Annotated in this window: 15 protein-coding genes; 5 read left to right on the forward strand and 10 right to left on the reverse strand. The window is 69.6% G+C overall.

The genetic code is table 11. The features are described 5' to 3' along the window. Window positions 1–208 precede the first annotated feature (208 nt). Complete coding sequence (locus tag ACZ2G1_RS03385) at window positions 209–1,372, forward strand: MFS transporter (protein ID WP_470377484.1); 1,164 nt, start codon at window positions 209–211, stop codon at window positions 1,370–1,372. A gap of 136 nt (window positions 1,373–1,508) precedes the next feature. Continuing rightward, window positions 1,509–2,609 (forward strand): IS30 family transposase, encoded by a 1,101-nt coding sequence (locus ACZ2G1_RS03390; RefSeq protein ID WP_255219435.1) that lies wholly within the window; start codon window positions 1,509–1,511, stop codon window positions 2,607–2,609. Window positions 2,610–2,752: 143 nt separating this feature from the next. On the opposite strand, the gene ACZ2G1_RS03395 is transcribed toward ACZ2G1_RS03390, so the two are convergent. From ACZ2G1_RS03395 to ACZ2G1_RS03405, 3 genes are all read right to left on the reverse strand, one after another. Next, the gene (locus ACZ2G1_RS03395) at window positions 2,753–3,628 is read right to left on the reverse strand and encodes an NAD(P)-dependent oxidoreductase (RefSeq protein WP_017832229.1); all 876 of its coding nucleotides are present in this window, start codon (window positions 3,626–3,628) and stop codon (window positions 2,753–2,755) included. Between the two features lie 35 nt (window positions 3,629–3,663). Continuing rightward, window positions 3,664–5,091, reverse strand: a complete 1,428-nt coding sequence (locus ACZ2G1_RS03400) for a GntP family permease (protein ID WP_017832228.1) — start codon at window positions 5,089–5,091, stop codon at window positions 3,664–3,666. Between the two features lie 884 nt (window positions 5,092–5,975). Next, the gene (locus tag ACZ2G1_RS03405) at window positions 5,976–6,635 is read right to left on the reverse strand and encodes a GntR family transcriptional regulator (RefSeq protein ID WP_017832227.1); all 660 of its coding nucleotides are present in this window, start codon (window positions 6,633–6,635) and stop codon (window positions 5,976–5,978) included. Between the two features lie 386 nt (window positions 6,636–7,021). Between ACZ2G1_RS03405 and ACZ2G1_RS03410 the strand changes: the two genes are divergently transcribed. Both ACZ2G1_RS03410 and ACZ2G1_RS03415 read left to right on the forward strand, forming a co-directional pair. Then, window positions 7,022–7,885, forward strand: coding sequence for a transketolase (locus ACZ2G1_RS03410; protein WP_017832226.1), 864 nt, complete (start codon window positions 7,022–7,024; stop codon window positions 7,883–7,885). Continuing rightward, a complete protein-coding gene (locus ACZ2G1_RS03415) occupies window positions 7,882–8,913 on the forward strand; it encodes a transketolase family protein (protein WP_017832225.1) in 1,032 nt (343 codons plus the stop codon). The genes ACZ2G1_RS03410 and ACZ2G1_RS03415 overlap by 4 nt, the downstream gene beginning before the upstream one ends. Window positions 8,914–9,120: 207 nt before the next feature. Here ACZ2G1_RS03415 and ACZ2G1_RS03420 read toward each other — a convergent pair whose 3' ends face one another. From ACZ2G1_RS03420 to ACZ2G1_RS03430, 3 genes are all read right to left on the reverse strand, one after another. Beyond that, window positions 9,121–9,375: a hypothetical protein gene (locus ACZ2G1_RS03420; protein WP_017832224.1), complete on the reverse strand. Its 255-nt coding sequence runs from the start codon at window positions 9,373–9,375 to the stop codon at window positions 9,121–9,123. Window positions 9,376–9,450: 75 nt separating this feature from the next. Continuing rightward, window positions 9,451–10,224: an SDR family NAD(P)-dependent oxidoreductase gene (locus tag ACZ2G1_RS03425; protein ID WP_031282360.1), complete on the reverse strand. Its 774-nt coding sequence runs from the start codon at window positions 10,222–10,224 to the stop codon at window positions 9,451–9,453. A 29-nt stretch (window positions 10,225–10,253) separates the two neighbouring features. Beyond that, a complete protein-coding gene (locus tag ACZ2G1_RS03430; RefSeq protein WP_109269305.1) occupies window positions 10,254–11,078 on the reverse strand; it encodes a sugar phosphate isomerase/epimerase family protein in 825 nt (274 codons plus the stop codon). Window positions 11,079–11,246: 168 nt separating this feature from the next. Between ACZ2G1_RS03430 and ACZ2G1_RS03435 the strand changes: the two genes are divergently transcribed. Next, window positions 11,247–11,966, forward strand: a complete 720-nt coding sequence (locus tag ACZ2G1_RS03435) for an alpha/beta hydrolase (RefSeq protein WP_136341330.1) — start codon at window positions 11,247–11,249, stop codon at window positions 11,964–11,966. 262 nt (window positions 11,967–12,228) lie between these two features. On the opposite strand, the gene ACZ2G1_RS03440 is transcribed toward ACZ2G1_RS03435, so the two are convergent. From ACZ2G1_RS03440 to istA, 4 genes are all read right to left on the reverse strand, one after another. After that, on the reverse strand, window positions 12,229–13,005 hold the full coding sequence (locus ACZ2G1_RS03440; RefSeq protein ID WP_109222680.1) for an HAD-IIA family hydrolase: 777 nt from the start codon (window positions 13,003–13,005) through the stop codon (window positions 12,229–12,231). Between the two features lie 177 nt (window positions 13,006–13,182). Beyond that, the gene (locus tag ACZ2G1_RS03445; protein ID WP_470377485.1) at window positions 13,183–14,304 is read right to left on the reverse strand and encodes a heparan-alpha-glucosaminide N-acetyltransferase domain-containing protein; all 1,122 of its coding nucleotides are present in this window, start codon (window positions 14,302–14,304) and stop codon (window positions 13,183–13,185) included. Between the two features lie 633 nt (window positions 14,305–14,937). Continuing rightward, window positions 14,938–15,750 (reverse strand): IS21-like element helper ATPase IstB, encoded by an 813-nt coding sequence (gene istB / locus ACZ2G1_RS03450; protein WP_109269308.1) that lies wholly within the window; start codon window positions 15,748–15,750, stop codon window positions 14,938–14,940. Further along, window positions 15,750–16,970 carry an IS21 family transposase gene (gene istA / locus ACZ2G1_RS03455; protein WP_109269349.1) on the reverse strand — a complete coding sequence of 407 codons (1,221 nt, stop codon included), beginning with the start codon at window positions 16,968–16,970 and terminating at the stop codon, window positions 15,750–15,752. The genes istB and istA overlap by 1 nt, the downstream gene beginning before the upstream one ends. Window positions 16,971–17,218: the final 248 nt, after the last annotated feature.

Consider the following 17,218-nt stretch of genomic DNA (forward strand, 5'->3'; position numbering starts at 1 on the left):
CCGCATCGCTGGGGCCCGGCGCCCGTGCTGGCGACCGGCCCTGTCGCGATCCCCCAGGTCGAGGGATCGAAGGATGCCGGACATAGGCTGGCGTCATCATGTCGATCATCATTGTCCGCGACCAGCAGTCACCCGTAGGGCCGCTACGCCGTACAGCCCCCGCTGAGGCGCGCCACGATGACGGGGCCGTCGTCACGGGCCACGATCGATGGTGAACAACTCGGTCTGGCGGGCGCCCGGGATGCCGCTGATGCTGACGATGACCGCCCTGGGCTTCTCGGGATATGCCGCGCTGCTGGCCGTCGCGCCACTGTGGGCGGTGCACGGCGGCGCTGACACCGCCGGCGCGGGGCTGGTCAACGGCGTGCTCATGCTCTTCACCGTACTCACCCAGCTGTTCGTCCCCAGGGCCCTGCGCCGCTTCGGCTGGGCGCCGGTCCTCGTGGCGGGCATGCTCCTGCTGGGACTGCCCGCCCTGGCCCACGGCGTCAGTGACGCCCTGGGGCCGACCCTGGTGCTCTCCGCGGTGCGCGGGCTCGGATTCGGCGTACTGACCGTGACCGGCAGTGCACTGGTGGCCGAGCTGGTGGAGCCACAGCGTCGCGGGAAGGCGATCGGTGCCTACGGCCTGGCGATCGCGGGACCGCAGATCCTGTTCCTGTCGGCGGGACCCTGGATCGCCGAACAGCTCGGATTCTGGGTCGTGTTCACCCTGGCAGCCCTGCCCGTTGTCGCCGTCGTGCCCGCGATCGGTCTGGCCCGGATGCTGGACGGCGTCCCGGAGGGGGACGAGGAGGATGAGCGGGCGCCCTACCTGCGCCTCCTCCCTCCGATGGCGCTGCTGACCGGCGTCACCCTGGCCGGCGGCGCGCTGATCACCTTCATGGCCCAGATGAGCAGCAGTGCCACGCTGACCGCCCTGGCGCTGCTGCTGATGAACCTCGCCGCCGCACTCACTCGTTGGCGGATCGGCGCACTGTCCGACAGGTACGGCCCACGCCGGTTCATCGCGCCGCTTGTGCTGCTGACCACGGCCGGCATGATGACCATCGCCTGGGCGGTCCGCGATCCCCGGGCCACCGAGGCCCCGATGTTGATGATCGGAGCAGCGATGGTGGGCATCAGCTACGGCGGCCTGCAGAACCTCACCCTGGTCGTGACCTTCCACGCCGTCAGCCGGCCGCACTACGGTACGGCCAGTGCGGTGTGGAACATCGGCTTCGACATCGGGACCGGTCTCGGGTCGGTCCTGGTGGGCATGATCGCCGCAGGGACCTCGTTCAGCACCGCGTTGTTGATCACGGGTGCGATCTCACTGCTGACTCTGCCGCTCGCGCTGCGGCGTCGCACCGCCGGGCCGCAGGTGAATTGATGCCGCAGACACTGCTGGCGCGGACGAGGAACCCCGGGTTCTTGCGGTGGTTGCAACACTGAGCGTTGGGGGTGGTGTTGTGGGTGGGTACTCGATCTTGATCAGGCCGGATCTGCTCCAGGTGTTTTGGGAGCGGATGCAGGCCGGGGAGTTCATCACCGGGGCGGTGGCAGCTATCCGTACAAGCCGGCGCACCGGGGCCCGGGTCCTGGAGGAGGCCGGTGGGGTGCGGCCACGCCGCGGACGCGACCTCAAGGGCCGGTGCCTGAGCTTCGCCGAGCGGGAGGAGATCGCCCTGTTGCGCGTTCAGGGACAGTCTTTGCGGCAGATCGGGGCGGCGATCGGCCGATCACCGTCGACGATCTCTCGAGAGCTGCGACGTAACGCCACCGCCCAAGGCGGCTATCGGGCCACGACAGCGCACGTGCTGGCCTATGAAAGAGCAGCGCGCCCGAAGCCAGCGAAGCTGCACACCCATCCCGAGGTGCGTGCGATCGTCGTGAGAGACCTCGCCAAGAAGTATTCGCCGGAGCAGATCGCTGGGCGCCTGCGACGAGAATTCCCCGACAAGCCGGAGATGTGGGTGTCGACCGAGACGATCTACCAGTCCCTCTACGTGCAGTCCCGTGGGGCCCTGAAACAGGAGCTGACCCGATACCTGCGCACCGGACGAGCTGTGCGCCGGCCCTGCCGCAAGGCCGGGCAACGCAAGAACCGGGTCCCGGACATGATCAACATCAGCGACCGGCCCGCTGAGGCCAAGGACCGCGCAGTGCCGGGCCATTGGGAGGGTGACCTGATCATTGGCAAGAACAATCAGAGCGCCATCGGAACCCTGGTGGAACGCACCACCAACTACACGATGCTTGTTCACCTGCCCGAGGGTTACAAACCCGAACAGGTCCGTGACGGGCTGGCCGCGAAGATCAAGACACTGCCGGAGGCGCTGCGACGGTCGCTGACCTGGGATCAAGGCACGGAAATGCGCGACTGGAAGCAGGTGCGGGTGGACGCCGGGATCGAGATCTTCTTCTGCGACCCACACTCGCCCTGGCAACGCGGTATCAACGAGAACACCAACGGCCTTTTGCGCCAATACTTCCCGAAAGGCGCCGACCTCTCAGCGTTCACTGCCGCAGAGCTCGACGCGGTCGCCGAGGAGCTCAACGACCGTCCCCGCAAACGCCTAGAGTTCCAGAAACCGATCGAAGTGATCGGCGACCTGCTGTTGCAATGACCACCAGAATCCGCCGAACCCCTACTGCAACGTTGGTCCGCCGCCGACCGGGCCGCAGGCCACGCGGCGATCTCTCTCGCCGCCTCGTGTCCGGGGCGCCGACCCATGGTGCTCGTCTGGACGTGGTGGGGTGGGCGGGCGGATCACCGCCGGTAGGTCTGGATGACTTGGGAGTCGTCCTTCCGGTCCCAGCCGGCGTCCTTGGCGGCCTGGTATCTCGCCTGGGCGGCGCTGATCATCGGGGCGTCGAAGCCGATCTCGTCGGCGATGTCCTTCACCAGGGTCGAGTCCTTCACGAAGATGCCGATGGTGCTCGTCACCTCGGCGTCCAGGCCCTGCAGCATGCGCGGGCCGCGGTCGGAGAGCATCCAGGACCCCCCGGCACCGCCGGCGACGGCGGGCAGCACCCTCTCCGGGTCCAGTCCGAGCTCCTCCGCGAGGGCGAGTGCCTCGGCGGCGGCCACGATGTGCACCGAGCACAGCAGCTGGTTGACCGCCTTGTAGGCCTGGCCCTGGCCGATCTCCGTGCCGCAGTCGATGATCGCCCCCAGTGCGTCGAGGACCGGCCGCACGTCGTCGATCGCGGCGGGGTCGCCGGCGGCGAACAGGCTGAGCTGACCGGTGATCGCCCGGGCGACCCCGCCGGTGACGGGCACGTCGAGCACGCTCACCGCAGGTGGGGCCGCGGCGGCCACCTCACGCACCGCACGGGGGCCGACGGTGCTCATCACCACCAGGACGCTGCCGGCCGGCATCTGCCGGAGCACCCCTGCCTCGCCCAGGGTGGCCGCCCGCAGCTGCTCCGGTGTGGCCACCATGCACACGACGACGTCGGCCGCGACCGCGGATTCCGGGGTCTCCTCGGCGCGCAGGCCCCGTGCGGTGGCCTTCGCCCGCTGCTCGGCGAACGGGTCGACACCGGTGACGTCGAATCCGGCGCCGAGGAGCTGCTCGGCCATGGGCAGGCCGATGGCTCCGATTCCGATGAAGGTGATCCGGGGCGGTGGAGCGGGTGACATGGGAGCCTCCTGAGGGCGTGACGGGCAGGGCATACTCAGATGAACAGGTCGAGCAGCAGGCACACGCCCAAGCCGATCACGGCGAAGGTGGACTGGGCGAGCGTGTAGATCTTGAACGTGCCCTTGGTGGTGAACCCGAGCATCTGCTTGAAGATCCAGAAGGTGTTGTCCGTGACGTGGGCGCCGAACGCGGCGCCGGTGCCGGCGGCCAGCAGGATCAGGATCGGCGCGGCCTCGATGGAGCCCATGATCGGGGCGAGCAGGGTCGCCGCGGTGATCGCGGCCACCGAGGCCGATCCCTGGGCGATGCGCAGGACGGCGGCCACGGTCCAGGTGAGCAGCACCGGGATCGCGGCATTGGCCTGGAAAAGGGCGGCCATCATGTCGCCGATGCCGACCTCGGTGATCACCTGGCCCAGGGACCCGGCCACGCCGGTGAACAGGAGGATCGAGCCGGAGGTCTGAGCGCCCCGCGTGAGCAGGTCGTCGATGCCGTCGCGGGTCACGGCGGGGACCGCCAGGACGATGCCGATGAGCAGGCCGATGAGCAGGGCGACGACGGGGCTGCCGAGGAAGCCGAGGACGGGGACTTCCTGGCCGATGAGTCCGGTGACGGTGTCCAGGATGATGAGCAGGATCGGCACGATCACGGGGAGCATGGCGACGACCAGTGGCATCTGCCGGGTCGGGGCGGTCACGGTCAGGGTGCCCGCCGAGGTGCCGGCGACCTCGGTGGTGCCCACGGTGGTGGGGCCCGTCTCGCGCTGGGTCTCGAGGCGGGCGCGTTCCTCCTCGATCGACTCGCCGAAGATGGAGTCGTCGAAGCTGTGGTCCTGGTCCGTGGCGGGGTCGAAGATCTTCCGCATCATCAGGTCGTGCACGAAGATGCTGGAGATGATGAAGAAGATGCCCAGGGGGATGCCCCAGATCAGCATGGTGCCGATCTCCACGCCGAGTGGTCCGGCGACGGCGATCGCCGCCACACCCGGGACCACGATGAGCAGCCCGACCTCGAGGCCGATGGCCAGTGAACCGGCCAGGGTGGCGATGCTCTTGCCGGTGCGCTTGGCGATGGCACCGGCGATCGGGGCGAGGATGACCAGGGCGACGTCGAAGTAGATCGACGGGAAGATGATGCCCGAGGTCAGTCCCAGGACGTAGGGCGACCGCTTGGGCCCGACGAGTTTCAGCAGCCCGTCGACGACACGCTGCATCGTGCCGGTGGCCGTCAGCGTGGTGCCGATCATGACGCCGAAGCCGATGATCAGGCCCACTTCGGCCATCAGCGCCCCGAAGCCGGCATTGACGGCGGCCACTGATTCGGTGAAGCCGAGCCCGGCGGCGACGCCCAGGTACAGTGCGCCGACGACGAGTGCGACGACGGGGTTGATCTTCGCCCAGACGATCATCAGGACGATGCCGATGACCGAGATGGCGAGATGGACCAGGACGAGCGTGTCCATGTCTGCTCCTCTGTGGATGACGCCGGACGGACCGGCAAGCGGATGGTGGTCGGGTCACACGGGCGGTGCTCCGCATGACGGAGGCGAGCAGGGCCGTGGCAGGCCGCAGCGACCGGTGATCGGGCTTCACTGCACCGAAACACCGCCGCCTGACCCGACCGGTCCTACCACCCGAGAGCGGCGGTTCCCGGCACGGGCTCGGGCGGACGCATGTCTGTCCTCGGCCGGCTCACCACTGACCACGACTTCAGTTGACTGTTAACAGTCAACTGCTGTTGCTGGAAGTGTGGCACAGAGCACACACGAGACGCAATGATTGATCGACGAGATGGGATAGGTCCATCCAGCCCTGGTGACGGGCTTCTCCGGTTGCGGGGGGCGGCCCCTCCGGCAAACCTCCGCATGATGCCGCCCAAGAAGCCCATCGGTTCCCCGGCGCAGGCGGGAGCCGCAGCCAGAGCCGCAACCGGGCGAAGACCGGCAGCACAGCCGTGGGCCGCTGGACAGGGCGGACAGGCCGAAGTCGGCCGATGGGTCTGGCAGGCCCACCGTCAGGGTCCACGACGGGCTGGAGCACCAGCTCCCTGGGTCAGAAGGGCTGACAGCCGGGCGAGTTGCGGACGGCATACGGAGCCGTGCGATGTCTCCGGCCCGCAATATGCCGCGCGGGGGGATGACATGGCGCAGTTCGCGGGGTGCTGGTGCGGATCCGTCCGGGCTCGTCCGACCGCCCCCGTGGACAGAGGGGCTCGCGTCGACCGGTCAGCTCAGTTTCGGCGAGACGTCATCCGGTTCCGGGCCGTCGGCCCCCGGCTGGGCATCGCAGTGCCCGGGCCTGCGAGTCCGAGGCGATCGGCCGGAGGCGGCACCTCGACAGCCGGTGCTCAGGAGACGAGGTTGGCCGCGGCTTCGTCCATGTGGGAGAGCATGTAGTCGGCGGCTGCCGGGGCGTCCCCGGCCGCGATGACATCGACGATGGCGGTGTGCCGGTCCACGCGCATGTTGCCCACGGCCCGGTCCATGCCGGCCCACATGAACGACATCCGGATCGACCCCTCCAGGGCCTGCCACGAGTGCAGGAGCATGGCGTTGTCCGTGAGGCGGCACAGCGTTCGGTGGAAGTTCAGGTCCGCCTCGATCCGCTCCTCCAACGTGTGGCCGACGGCTTCATCCATGGCCCGCACCGCGTCACGCAGTGTGGCCACGGCCGCATCGCGATGCTCCGCTCGGCTGAGCGTGCGCACGGCCAGGGACTCGAGGGCCGCCCGGACGGCGAAGATGTCGACGATCTCCTTGGCATCCAGACTGCGCACGGACAGCCGGCCACGGGCTCCGGCGGCGATCAGCCCCTCCTGCTGGAGCTGGCGCATGGCCTCACGCAGGGTGCCCCGGCTGATCTGCAGCTGCTCGGACAGCTCCGTCTCCACCAGGTGGGTGCCCGGGGGCAGCTCGCCGGTGGTGATGGCCCGACGCAGCGCCGTCAGAGCCTGCTGGCGCAGGTTCACCTTGGCCAGTCCGGCCAGGGCCGCTGTCTGAGAGGTCATCGTGGTCATCCTTCGGAAGCTGGAGGTGGACTGGTCGGACGCGGCGGGGGCACCGCCGCCTCCTGCCGCGCGTTGAACGGAACCCCGGAAGTGTCGGCCCGGTCGGCTCCGCTGACGACATCAGTGCCATGAACGTACCGCCGCACAGTGACTGCGACTCACCCCTCGATCATACGGGCCCGGTTAACCGTTGACCGAGCCGGATGTGCGGGGGCGGCACTTCTCCGGGAGGATCAAGATGTCATCTTTTCTGTTGACTGTTAACAGTTGAACGGCGTACTGTGATGCCAACCACAGACCGTGTCGACAGGCACCAGTTCCGCGGCCACCAGGACGCCGTATCGCGCGACCGGCTGATCCGACCACCACCACATGAGGGGAAACCCATGCAGCCAACGACTGATATCGCTCCGGTCGAGCCCGAGCGTCTGACCCGGATCAAGGAGGCGGCCTTCCGCATCCGGACCAACGCACTGATCCAGGGCGAGGTGCAGGGGCAGGGCTACATCGGCCAGGCCCTGGACATCGCCGACGTCCTGGCGGTGCTCTACGCCGACCAGCTGAACCTGCGCCCGGAGGACCCGGAGTGGGAGGGCCGGGACCGGTGCCTGCTCTCGATCGGCCACTACGCCATCGCCCTGTACGCCGCCCTGGCCGAGGCGAAGTTCCTGCCGCTGGAGGAGCTGGAGACCTACGCGACCGACGACTCCCGGCTGCCGATGTCGGCGATGGCGTCCTACACGCCGGGGGTGGAGATCTCCGGGGGGTCCCTGGGCCACGGCCTGGTGGTCGCCAACGGCGTGGCCCTGGGGCTCAAGCGCAAGAACAACCCGGCGTTCGTCTACAACATCCTCTCCGACGGAGAGCTCAACGAGGGCTCCACCTGGGAGGCCGCCGCCGTGGCCGCCCACCACGAGCTCGACAACCTGATCGCGATCGTGGACTTCAACGACCAGCAGGCCGACGGCAAGAGTCAGGACATGCTCGGCATGGAGCCGATCGAGGGCAAGTTCGAGGCCTTCGGCTGGATCACCCGCCGGGTCGACGGCAACGACGTCGCCGCCGTCCTGACCGCCCTGGAAGAACTGCGGACCATCGAGGCGAACCAGCCGCGGTGCCTGATCGCCAACACCAAGCTCGGCAAGGGCGTGGACTTCCTGGAGAACCGCGAGAAGCTGCACTTCATGACCGTCGCCGCCGACGAGTGGCAGAAGGCCCACGACCGACTGAAGGAGTCGTCCCAGGCATGAACACCACCCCGAACACCGCCACCCAGAAGAAGCGGCTGACCTCGGACGCGATGAGCGCCTCCCTGGCCCGGGAAGGGCAGCGGACCACCGCCGCTCCCCTGGGCCACGCCCTGGTGGAGCTCGCCGAACGCGACGACCGGGTCGTGGGCCTGTCGGCCGATCTGGCCAAGTACACCGACCTGCACATCCTGCGCGACGCGATGCCCGACCGGTTCTACCAGGTCGGCATGGCCGAGCAGGCCCTGCTCGGGGCCGCCGCCGGGCTGGCCATGGAGGGCTTCGTGCCCTTCGCCTCCACCTACTCCGTGTTCGCGACGCGCCGGGCCTACGACTTCCTGTGCCTGGACATCGCCGAGGCGAACCTCAACGTGAACATGGTCTGCGCCCTGCCCGGGCTCACCACCGGCTACGGGCCCTCCCACCAGGCCACCGAGGACGTGGCGATCCTGCGGGGAATGCCCAACCTCACGATCGTGGACCCCTGCGATGCGGTGGACATCGAGCAGGCCGTCGCCCAGCTGGCCGCCCACGACGGACCCACCTACATGCGGATCCTGCGCGGGAAGGTCCCGCGGGTGCTCGACGAGTACGACTACACCTTCGAGCTCGGCAAGGCCAAGCTGATCCGCGACGGGGCCGAGGTCCTGCTGATCTCCACCGGCCTGATGACCGAACGCGCCCTGGAAGCCGCCAAGGCCCTGGAGGCCGACAAGGTGGACGTCGCCGTGCTGCACGTGCCCACCCTCAAGCCCCTCGACGAGGCCACCATCCTGGCCGAGCTCGCCAAGGACCGGCTGGTGCTCACCTGCGAGAACCACACCGTCATCGGAGGCCTCTTCGACGCGGTCGCCCACACCGCCGTCCGCGACGGCGTCCTGCGGCAGATCACCCCCATCGGGCTGCCCGACGAGTTCCTCGACGCCGGCGCCCTGCCCACCCTCAACGACCGCTACGGGGTCTCCACGACCAAGATCGCCGAGAAGGTCAGGACGCTGCTCCACCCGCGGCACACGGAACGCGTGGACTGAGCACGGCACCGAGCAGCACGGCACAGCGGTGGGGGCCGGACGGAGAACTTCTCCGTCCGGCCCCCACCGCTGTCGTTGCCCGGACCTCAGATGCTGCGCCGATCTCGCGACCCGTCCGATCCGGCCGACCGGCAACTCACCGCCCCGCGGTTCCCAGAGCGCCGAGCACGGCGCCTCTCCTGCCACGGTGCGGGAGGCCGGACCCGGTCAGCGCGGCAGCCTCCACACGGTGTGCCCGGAGGCCTCGACCATCATCCGATCTCGAAGTCTTCCGTCGAGGACCCACAGCACTCCCAGCCGGGGACAGACCGCGTCGACCTCTCCGCGGCAGTGGACCGTGTCCCAGGTCCGGATCTCGACGACGTCACCGACACGGAGGTCGGACACGGCACGGATCTGCACACCCGTCCCGGACGGGCGGCCCAGGGCGGCGGCGGAGCGGGGCTGGACGGGGCGAAGCATGGGTTCTCCTGGGTATGGTTCCGCCGCCTCCCCGCAGGTGCGGGGAGGCGGCGGGCACGTGGCGGGCAGAACGCTCTAGTGCATGTGGCTCCCGCCGTTGATGTCCAGCGTCACTCCCGTGAGGTAGGAGGAGTCCTCGGAGGCGAGGAAGGTGATGGACGCGGCGATCTCCTCGGTGGTGGCCGTGCGCCCGACCGGGATGCCCGCGGCGATGGCGGCCTCCTGCTCGTCGGTGCTGCCCACGCGGATGTTGGTGTCAACCGCCCCGGGGGTCACCGCGTTGACCGTGACCCCGGTCGTGCCCAGCTCGCGGGCCAGCGCCTTGGTGAAGCCCAGGATGGCGGCCTTGGCCGCGGAGTAGGGCACCTTGCCGAAGACCCCGCCGCCGCGCTGGGCGGACACGGAGGACATGTTCACGACCCTGCCCCAGCCCTGCTCGATCATCTCGGGCAGGAACGCCTTGGTGACCAGGTAGGTGCCGGTGGCGTTGACGTCCATGACCTTGTGCCACAGCTCCAGGGTGGTCTCCAGGAACGGGACCGGGGAGGTGATCCCGGCGATGTTGACCACGGCCCCCACCGGCGGAAGGGCGCCGGCAGCGACCTCGGCGGCCACCGCGTCGTGGGCGGCGGTCACCGAGGCCTCGTCCGCGACGTCGATCGCGTGGCCGAAGGCCGGCACGCCGCACTCCTGCCCGATGTCCTGGGCGACCCGGGCGGACTTCTCGGCGTCGAGATCGAGAATCACCACCCCCCATCCTTCACGAGCGAAACGGCGGGCTGTGGTGACTCCGATGCCCTTCTCGGACGTGGCTCCGGTGATGACGGCGGTGCGCTGAACGATCGACATGGTGCTCCTAGGGTGAGTGATGATGGGTTCTACAGCAGTGACGTGATGTGCGCGGCGGCCACGCGGGCGGCCGCCGGGCGCTGGTCGTGGCTGACGTCGCGGGTCTCGAGCTCGAGCGAGAAGTGGCCGGTGTACCCGACACGCTCCAGAGCCCGCAGGCCGGCGGCGAAGTCGGCCTCGCCGTTGCCGATGCTCAGGTTGATGTTTCCCGCGGTGGCGTCGCGCAGGTGCACGTGGGTGAGCTGCTCGGCGAAGCTCTCCACGAAGCGCACCGGATCCCCGCCGGAGGCCACGATGTGGCTGAAGTCCATGACCACACCCACGCCGGTGCCCTCGAGCTCGTCCGCCAGCCGCCGCGCGCGGTCCTCGTTCCAGCACAGCCGGAAGAAGTGCAACGACTCGCACCACAGCTCGACGCCGGCCGCCGCGGCCCGCCGGGATGCCTGGGCCAGTTCCCCGGCCACCGTACGGACGTCCTCCTCGAGGGAGCGGATCGGCTCGTGGTCCAGCGCCCCGCAGGGCAGGACGAGGGCCTCGGCGCCGACGGCGGCCGTGAGCTCGAGGAGCATGTCGAGGTGGTCCGCGCGCTCTGCACGCTGCGCCTCGTCCAGGACCACGTTGAGATCACCCACGTCCCCGTTGACCGAGCGCACGCGCAGACCCGAGTGGTGCACGTCGGCGGCGACCTGCTCGACGGCAGCGGCGTCCAGCACGTAGGGGACGTGGTCGCAGACCCCCGGCAGGGCCCCCAGATCGATCTCCTCGAAGCCGAGCCCTCCAATGGTGCGTAGCGCCTCGGGCAGCGGCTGGTGCCGGAAGCTGATGGACGAGCAGCCCAACCGGGAAGAGATCATGCGATGCCGTCCTTGCCTGTAGCCGTCGAGAACGCGTGCTGTGCATCACGCTATCGCGGCCGACTGTTGACAGTCAACATTCGTCATCTCGGTGTGACTCTTTCGTCAGGAAGCCAAAGGGCTGCGCCCAACCCGCGCGGGGACCACAGACCCTGGAATGCTGACGTCATGAACTCACCACAGTCCTCGGCGGATCGCGCTGTTACCTCGGCCGAGACCGCCACGCGCCCCGCCGAGCCGGACCCGGCCACGCACGTCATCGTCCTTCCCGGAGGCGGGTACGCCGGTCACGCCGACAACGAAGCGGAGCCCATCGCCGAGTGGCTCGGGCAGCTCGGACTGTCAACGAGCGTGTTTCGCTATCCGGTGCACACCAGGCACCCGGGTCCGCTGGAAGCGGTACGGGCCGAGATCCGCCGGATCCGGACGAACGGTGCCGAACGGGTCGCCCTGCTCGGATCGTCCGCCGGCGGGCACCTGGCCGGCCATGCCGCCCTGAGCGCTGCACCTTCCGCCCTCGAGCGAGTCGACGCGGTGATGCTCTGCTATCCGGTGGTGTCCATGGAGCTCGACACCGACAAGGGCAGCCAGGAGGAACTCCTGGGTCCCTCCCCCAGCACCGAGGAACGGGTCGCAACGTCCCTTGACCGCCTGGTGACCACGACGGCACCACCGTTCTTCATCTGGCACACCGCCGACGACCCGTCAGTGCCGGTGCAGCACTCCTACCTTCTGGCTCTGGCCCTGGCACACGCGGACGTACCCCACGCTCTGCACGTCTTTCCCGCAGGGACGCACGGCCTCGGACTGGCCGAGGGCAGCGGGGAGCCAGAAGCCTGGCCGGGACTGTGCGCGGCATGGCTGTCCGCATTGGGATGGCCGCGGTGATCCCGGCGCGACACCGCACCGACGGGACCGGAGCGACTGGGCAGGAGGAGGGCAGCAGCAAGGATGTCCATCGCTTGCCGGCCTTGAACCGGGCCTGACGCGACGTCGTCGAAACGATCCGTGTCCGGCCCCGGCGTCCACAGGCCAGCCGGCGGCTGCGCGACCACACCCCCGGGCCGGGGCTGTGGCCGCTGCCCGGGGCAGGCCGAACAGACGTCAGTGGATGGCGCCCCGGGTGACCGGAGGTCGTGGGGGTCCTGTGTCAGATGAGCTCGATGACGTCGGCGATCGAGTCCCGGACCCGTCCGGGGCGGTACGGGTAGGTGGGGATGTCGGATGCTTGTGTGGATCCGCTCAACACCAGAATCGTCTCCAGCCCGGCTTCGATGCCCGCGACGACGTCGGTGTCCATCCGGTCACCGACCATCACCGTGGTCTCGGAGTGGGCCTCGATGCGGTTCATCGCACTGCGGAACATCATCGGGTTGGGCTTGCCGACGAAGTACGGAACGGCACCGGTGGCCCGAGTGATCAGGGCCGCGACCGCACCGGTCGCCGGCAGCGGCCCCTCGGCTGAGGGTCCGGTGGCGTCCGGGTTGGTCGCGATGAAGCGCGACCCGGACTCGATCAGCCGGATCGCCTTGGTGATGGCCTCGAAGGAGTACGTCCGGGTCTCCCCCAGGACCACGTAGTCGGGGCTGACATCGGTGAGGGTGTAGCCCACTTCGTACAGCGCGGTGGTCAGGCCTGCCTCACCGACCACGTACGCCGAGCCACCGGGGACCTGGTCGGCGAGGAACCCGGCGGTGGCCAGCGCAGAGGTCCAGATCGACTCCTCGGGCACGGTCAGCCCACTCTTGGCCAGCCGGGCCGCGAGGTCTCGGGGGGTGTAGATCGAGTTGTTGGTCAGCACCAGGAAACGGCGTTCCTGGTCGACGAGGCGCTGCAAGAAGTCAGCGGCGCCCGGAAGGGCCTCGCCCTCACGGACGAGCACCCCGTCCATGTCCGTCAACCAGCACTCCGGACGGGAACGATCCATGACCACACCTCCTGAGATTCGTCATCAACTGTCGACGATGCTACTGCCGGCACCTGATGCCCTCCCTGCGCCCTTCCCACGCCCTGTGCACGGTGACCGGCATCGTCCGTCATCGACGCCGAGGGCAACTGGCCTGTCGGATCGCCCGGTGTCCGTCGGCGTGCAGATGCCGTGCTGTCAGCGCGTGCGCCGCCCGGCGAGGACCAGGCGGCGGGTGAGGCCTGCGCCACGGGCCACGACGCGTTCGAGAGGTCCCTGTCCGAGGGTGCGGTGCCAGGCGGTGGCGAAAAGCGCGGCCACCCCGATCTGGAGGAAGATCCACAGGTAGGGCTGGTCGTAGTGCACCTCGGCGGACAGGGCCAGCAGATGAGCCGAGTACAGGGTGAGGGTCATGGTGCCCATCGCGCTCAGCGGCAGCACCCAGCTCCCGAAGCGGCGGGTGAGCAGGAGGAAGCCCCCGAGCACGGCCGCCCCCGAGCCCAGGCTCATCGCCAGGGCCAGGGGCGTGTTGGTGTGCGGACCCGCAATCGCCAGCCACCACCAGGTGGTGGTCGGCAGCACCGGGTCCGGGCCGAAGACGATGATGTCGTCGATCCCGTCCTCGGTCAGGGCCGGGGTGTGGGTCATGAGCTGGTCGTAGCCGCCGGCCTGGAGGATCAGCACCCAGTAGGCCAGCCACGCCACCACGGCGACCCCGAGGCCGACCAGCAGCAGGCCGGCCTGGACCTGGATGCCGGCCAGGTTCAGCCGCCCGATCCCCAGACCGACCAGCAGGTAGGCCAGGTACGGCAGGGCCGGATAGGTGCCGGTCAGCAGCAGGTGGGCGAGGGTGGCCCCGGGGTCGGCGGCCAGGTCGGCGAAGCCGGGGTTGAGCGCCGCGGCGGCCGGCAGGGCCTCACGGGTGGCGTGCATGAGCACCGGGGCGGCCAGGGCGAACACCGCCGCCCAGCAGAAGAGGGCCTTGGCGGACAGGCTCAGGAACGGGATGGCCAGGACGAAGAAGGTCCCGTAGTAGATCAGGATGTTGATCGCCGGGATCTCCTCGGCGGTGGCGCCCGGGATCAGCGGGTTGATCGCCAGGCCCAGGGCGGTGATCAACCCGGCCCGGACCAGGATCCCGGCCCGGGTGGCGGTCATCGCCCGGCCGGTGTGGGCGGTGCGTCCTCCGGAGGTGAAGGCCAGGCTCACCCCGGCCAACAGCGCGAACAGGGCGGCGGAGCGTCCGGCGAAGAGCGTCCACTGGGCGGTGGGGGCGAAGGTCTCCGGGTCCCAGGCGGGCAGGATGTGGATGGAGACCATGCCGATCAGTGCCAGGCCGCGGGCCGCGTCGATCCCGACCAGCCGCCGCTTGCCGCCGGCGGCGGCGGCAGCTTCCGTGGCGTCGTCGGAGGTTGTCCCTTCGGGGGCTCCCGCACGGGTGGTTGCCCACGGTGTGGTCTCTGCGGGGACTGCTCCGGATACGGAGGCCGGACGGCGGTCGCTGACCAGGGCGGATCCAGCGGACCGTTCCCCGCGCCCCCGTCGGGCTCCTGGCGTCGGCGCAGGGAGCGGGCAGACCGTCATGGGTGTTCTGCACCGGCTGACACCGACCGCGCATCGTGATCATGGCGTGCGAATGAGATCGCAGAGACGGGCACCCCGGGCACTTCGGGGTGAGACACCGCACCTGTTGTCCATCCGATGGCCACCGGGAGGTCATCGACGCGTCGCAGACTGGGGCTGTGCCAGCACGATGCCAGTGCCAGGACAGAGCCCACCGGGCGGAGCCCGCCTGCGCCCTTCGTGGTCCTGGACAGGCTGTCACGGGGAACCGGATTGTGGCGGATCACCACAAGGTGCCGGCACACCACGACCACATCGGACCAGCTGTCGGTTCCGCTCGAAGTTTGAGCTGTTTGTCCGTGCGAATAGTGAGCACCTCGCGGGGTTGTTCTAGTTTGTCGGTCCGGTCTCGGTGACGGAAGGCAGAGTCTCGATGCTGGTGTGCCGGATGCGGTAGCTGGTGCCCTTGGTGGTGATGATCTCGGCGTGGTGGACGATGCGGTCGATCATGGCCGCGGCGATCGTGGTGTCCCCGAAGACCTCGCCCCAGCGGGAGAAGGGCAGGTTCGAGGTGATGATCAGCGAGGCCTTCTCGTAGCGGGTCGAGACCAGCTGGAAGAACAGGTTCGCCGCCTCGGCCTCGATCGGCACGTAGCCCAGCTCGTCGATGATGACCAGCGGGATCCTGGCGATCTTGGCCAGTTCCGCCTCCAGGCGCCCTGTGGCGTGGGCGGTGTGCAGGCGGGTGATCCAACCGGTGGCGGAGTTGAACGCGACCCGGTGCCCGGTCCGGGCCGCGGCGATCCCCAACCCGGTGGCCACGTGGGTTTTGCCGGTTCCCGGGGGCCCCAGCAGCACCACGTTGCCGGCCTGCACCAGGTACGCCCCGGCTTCCAGGCGCGCGATCACACCGCGGTCCAGGGAGGGCTGGGCGGTGAAGTCGAAGTCGGTGAGCGTCTTGATCGCCTCGAATCCGGCGGCCTTGATCCGCAGCGCGGCCCCCGAGGCGGCCCGGGCGGCGGCCTCGGTCCCCAGTACGGCGGCGAGGTACTCCTCCAGGCTCCACTGCTGGGCCCGGGCGGTGTCGGCGATCCGGGCGTAGTCGGCGGCGATCCGGGGGGCCTTCAGTTCCCGGGCGTGGTGGAGGATTTGCTTGTCCGCATCCGTCAGCGCCCGTCCAGCGGGCTCGGTGGTCGGGCGCATCAGGCGACCTCGATCCCGAAGAGCCGGTCGTAGACCCCGAGATCGGCGACCTCCACCTGCCCGCTGCGGCCGGTGCCTGTGGTGCCGGCGGTGGCTGCGGCCTGGTGGGTCCGGCGCATCGCGGCCGCGGCGGCCACGTGGGCCGGGTCCGTGACGGTGGCCCCGGATCCCCAGGCCCGCTGGTGGGCGGCCACAGTGCGCCCAGCACAGGTGACGGTGACGGTGTGCAGGTCCACGACCACCTCGACCAGGCGCCCGATCGCGCCCGGGTGCACGGAGTAGGCGGCCCCGCCGGCAGTGACGAAGTAGTCCCGGGGCAGGCGCGTGGTGAACCGGTGCCCGTACACCGGGTCCACCGGTGGCAGGGGCCCCATCGTGTTCCGCTCGGCGGCCATGGCCTGCACCGGGCGGGTGCGGGTGGTGCGGTGGGTGCGCTGGTTGGCGATGACCAGCCAGCCGGTGAGCTGGTCCTGGAAATCCCCCGGGGCGGCGAAGGTGCGCCCGGGCAGGAACGAGGTGGCCAGGTACCCGTTGAACCGCTCGACCACGCCCTTGGTCTCGGGATCGTAGGGGCGGGCCTGCACCAGGCGCACCCCCAGTGCCCCGCAGAACCCGGCCACGCCCTCGGCGAGCTTGCCGCCGCGGCCGATGCCGGCCTCGTTGTCCCACAACAGTTGCCGCGGCACCGCGGAGAAGCCCTCGGCCAGGCACCACCACATCCCCGCCAGCAGGTCCCCGGTCCTGCGGCTGGGCAGCACCACCGCCGACGCGTAGCGGGAGTGGGAGGCAACCATCACCAGCACCGGGAAGTCCCGGGCCACCCCGGCGTGGTCCGGGATCAGCCGGCCCGGGAACCACAGATCGCACTGGATCTGCTCCCCGGGATGATGGATCAGCCGGTCCGCCGGATCCGCGAGTCGGTAGCCCGGGCGCAACCGGGCCACGTTGGCGTAGAACCACGACCTCGACCCGGTCCAGCCGACCCGCTCGGCGAGCACCGCGGTGGGCATCGACGGGAAACGGCCCAGCAGATCCCGCACCGCGGCCTCGACCTCGCTGAAGGCCCCCTCCACCGGCGGGCGCGGTGCGTAGGACGGCGGGTCCGTGGAACGGAGCGCCTTCGCGACCGTGTTCCGCGACAGCGACAACCTCCTGGCAATCGCCGCCTGCGACAAGCCCTCCACCCGCTGCAGCTGACGGATCAGCGCCCAATCCTCCACAGTGATCACTCTCCAACCGTTGGACGAGCTGCTCACTTTTCGACCGGAACTTCAGCTACCTATTCGACCGGAACCGACACCAGCGGCTCCGTGCACTGGAGCCGCCGCCAGCAGGGATACGAACAGGCCAAGGCGCCCTTCATCCCCCGCACCCTGGGCGTGACGGTGGGGTTGCTCGCGGCAGGCGGAGTGTCGACGACGGAGGAATACTGACCCGCGGGCGCCGTTGCGCGTCCACCATCCATCCA

The organism is Kocuria sp. KKT182 (assembly GCF_055635395.1).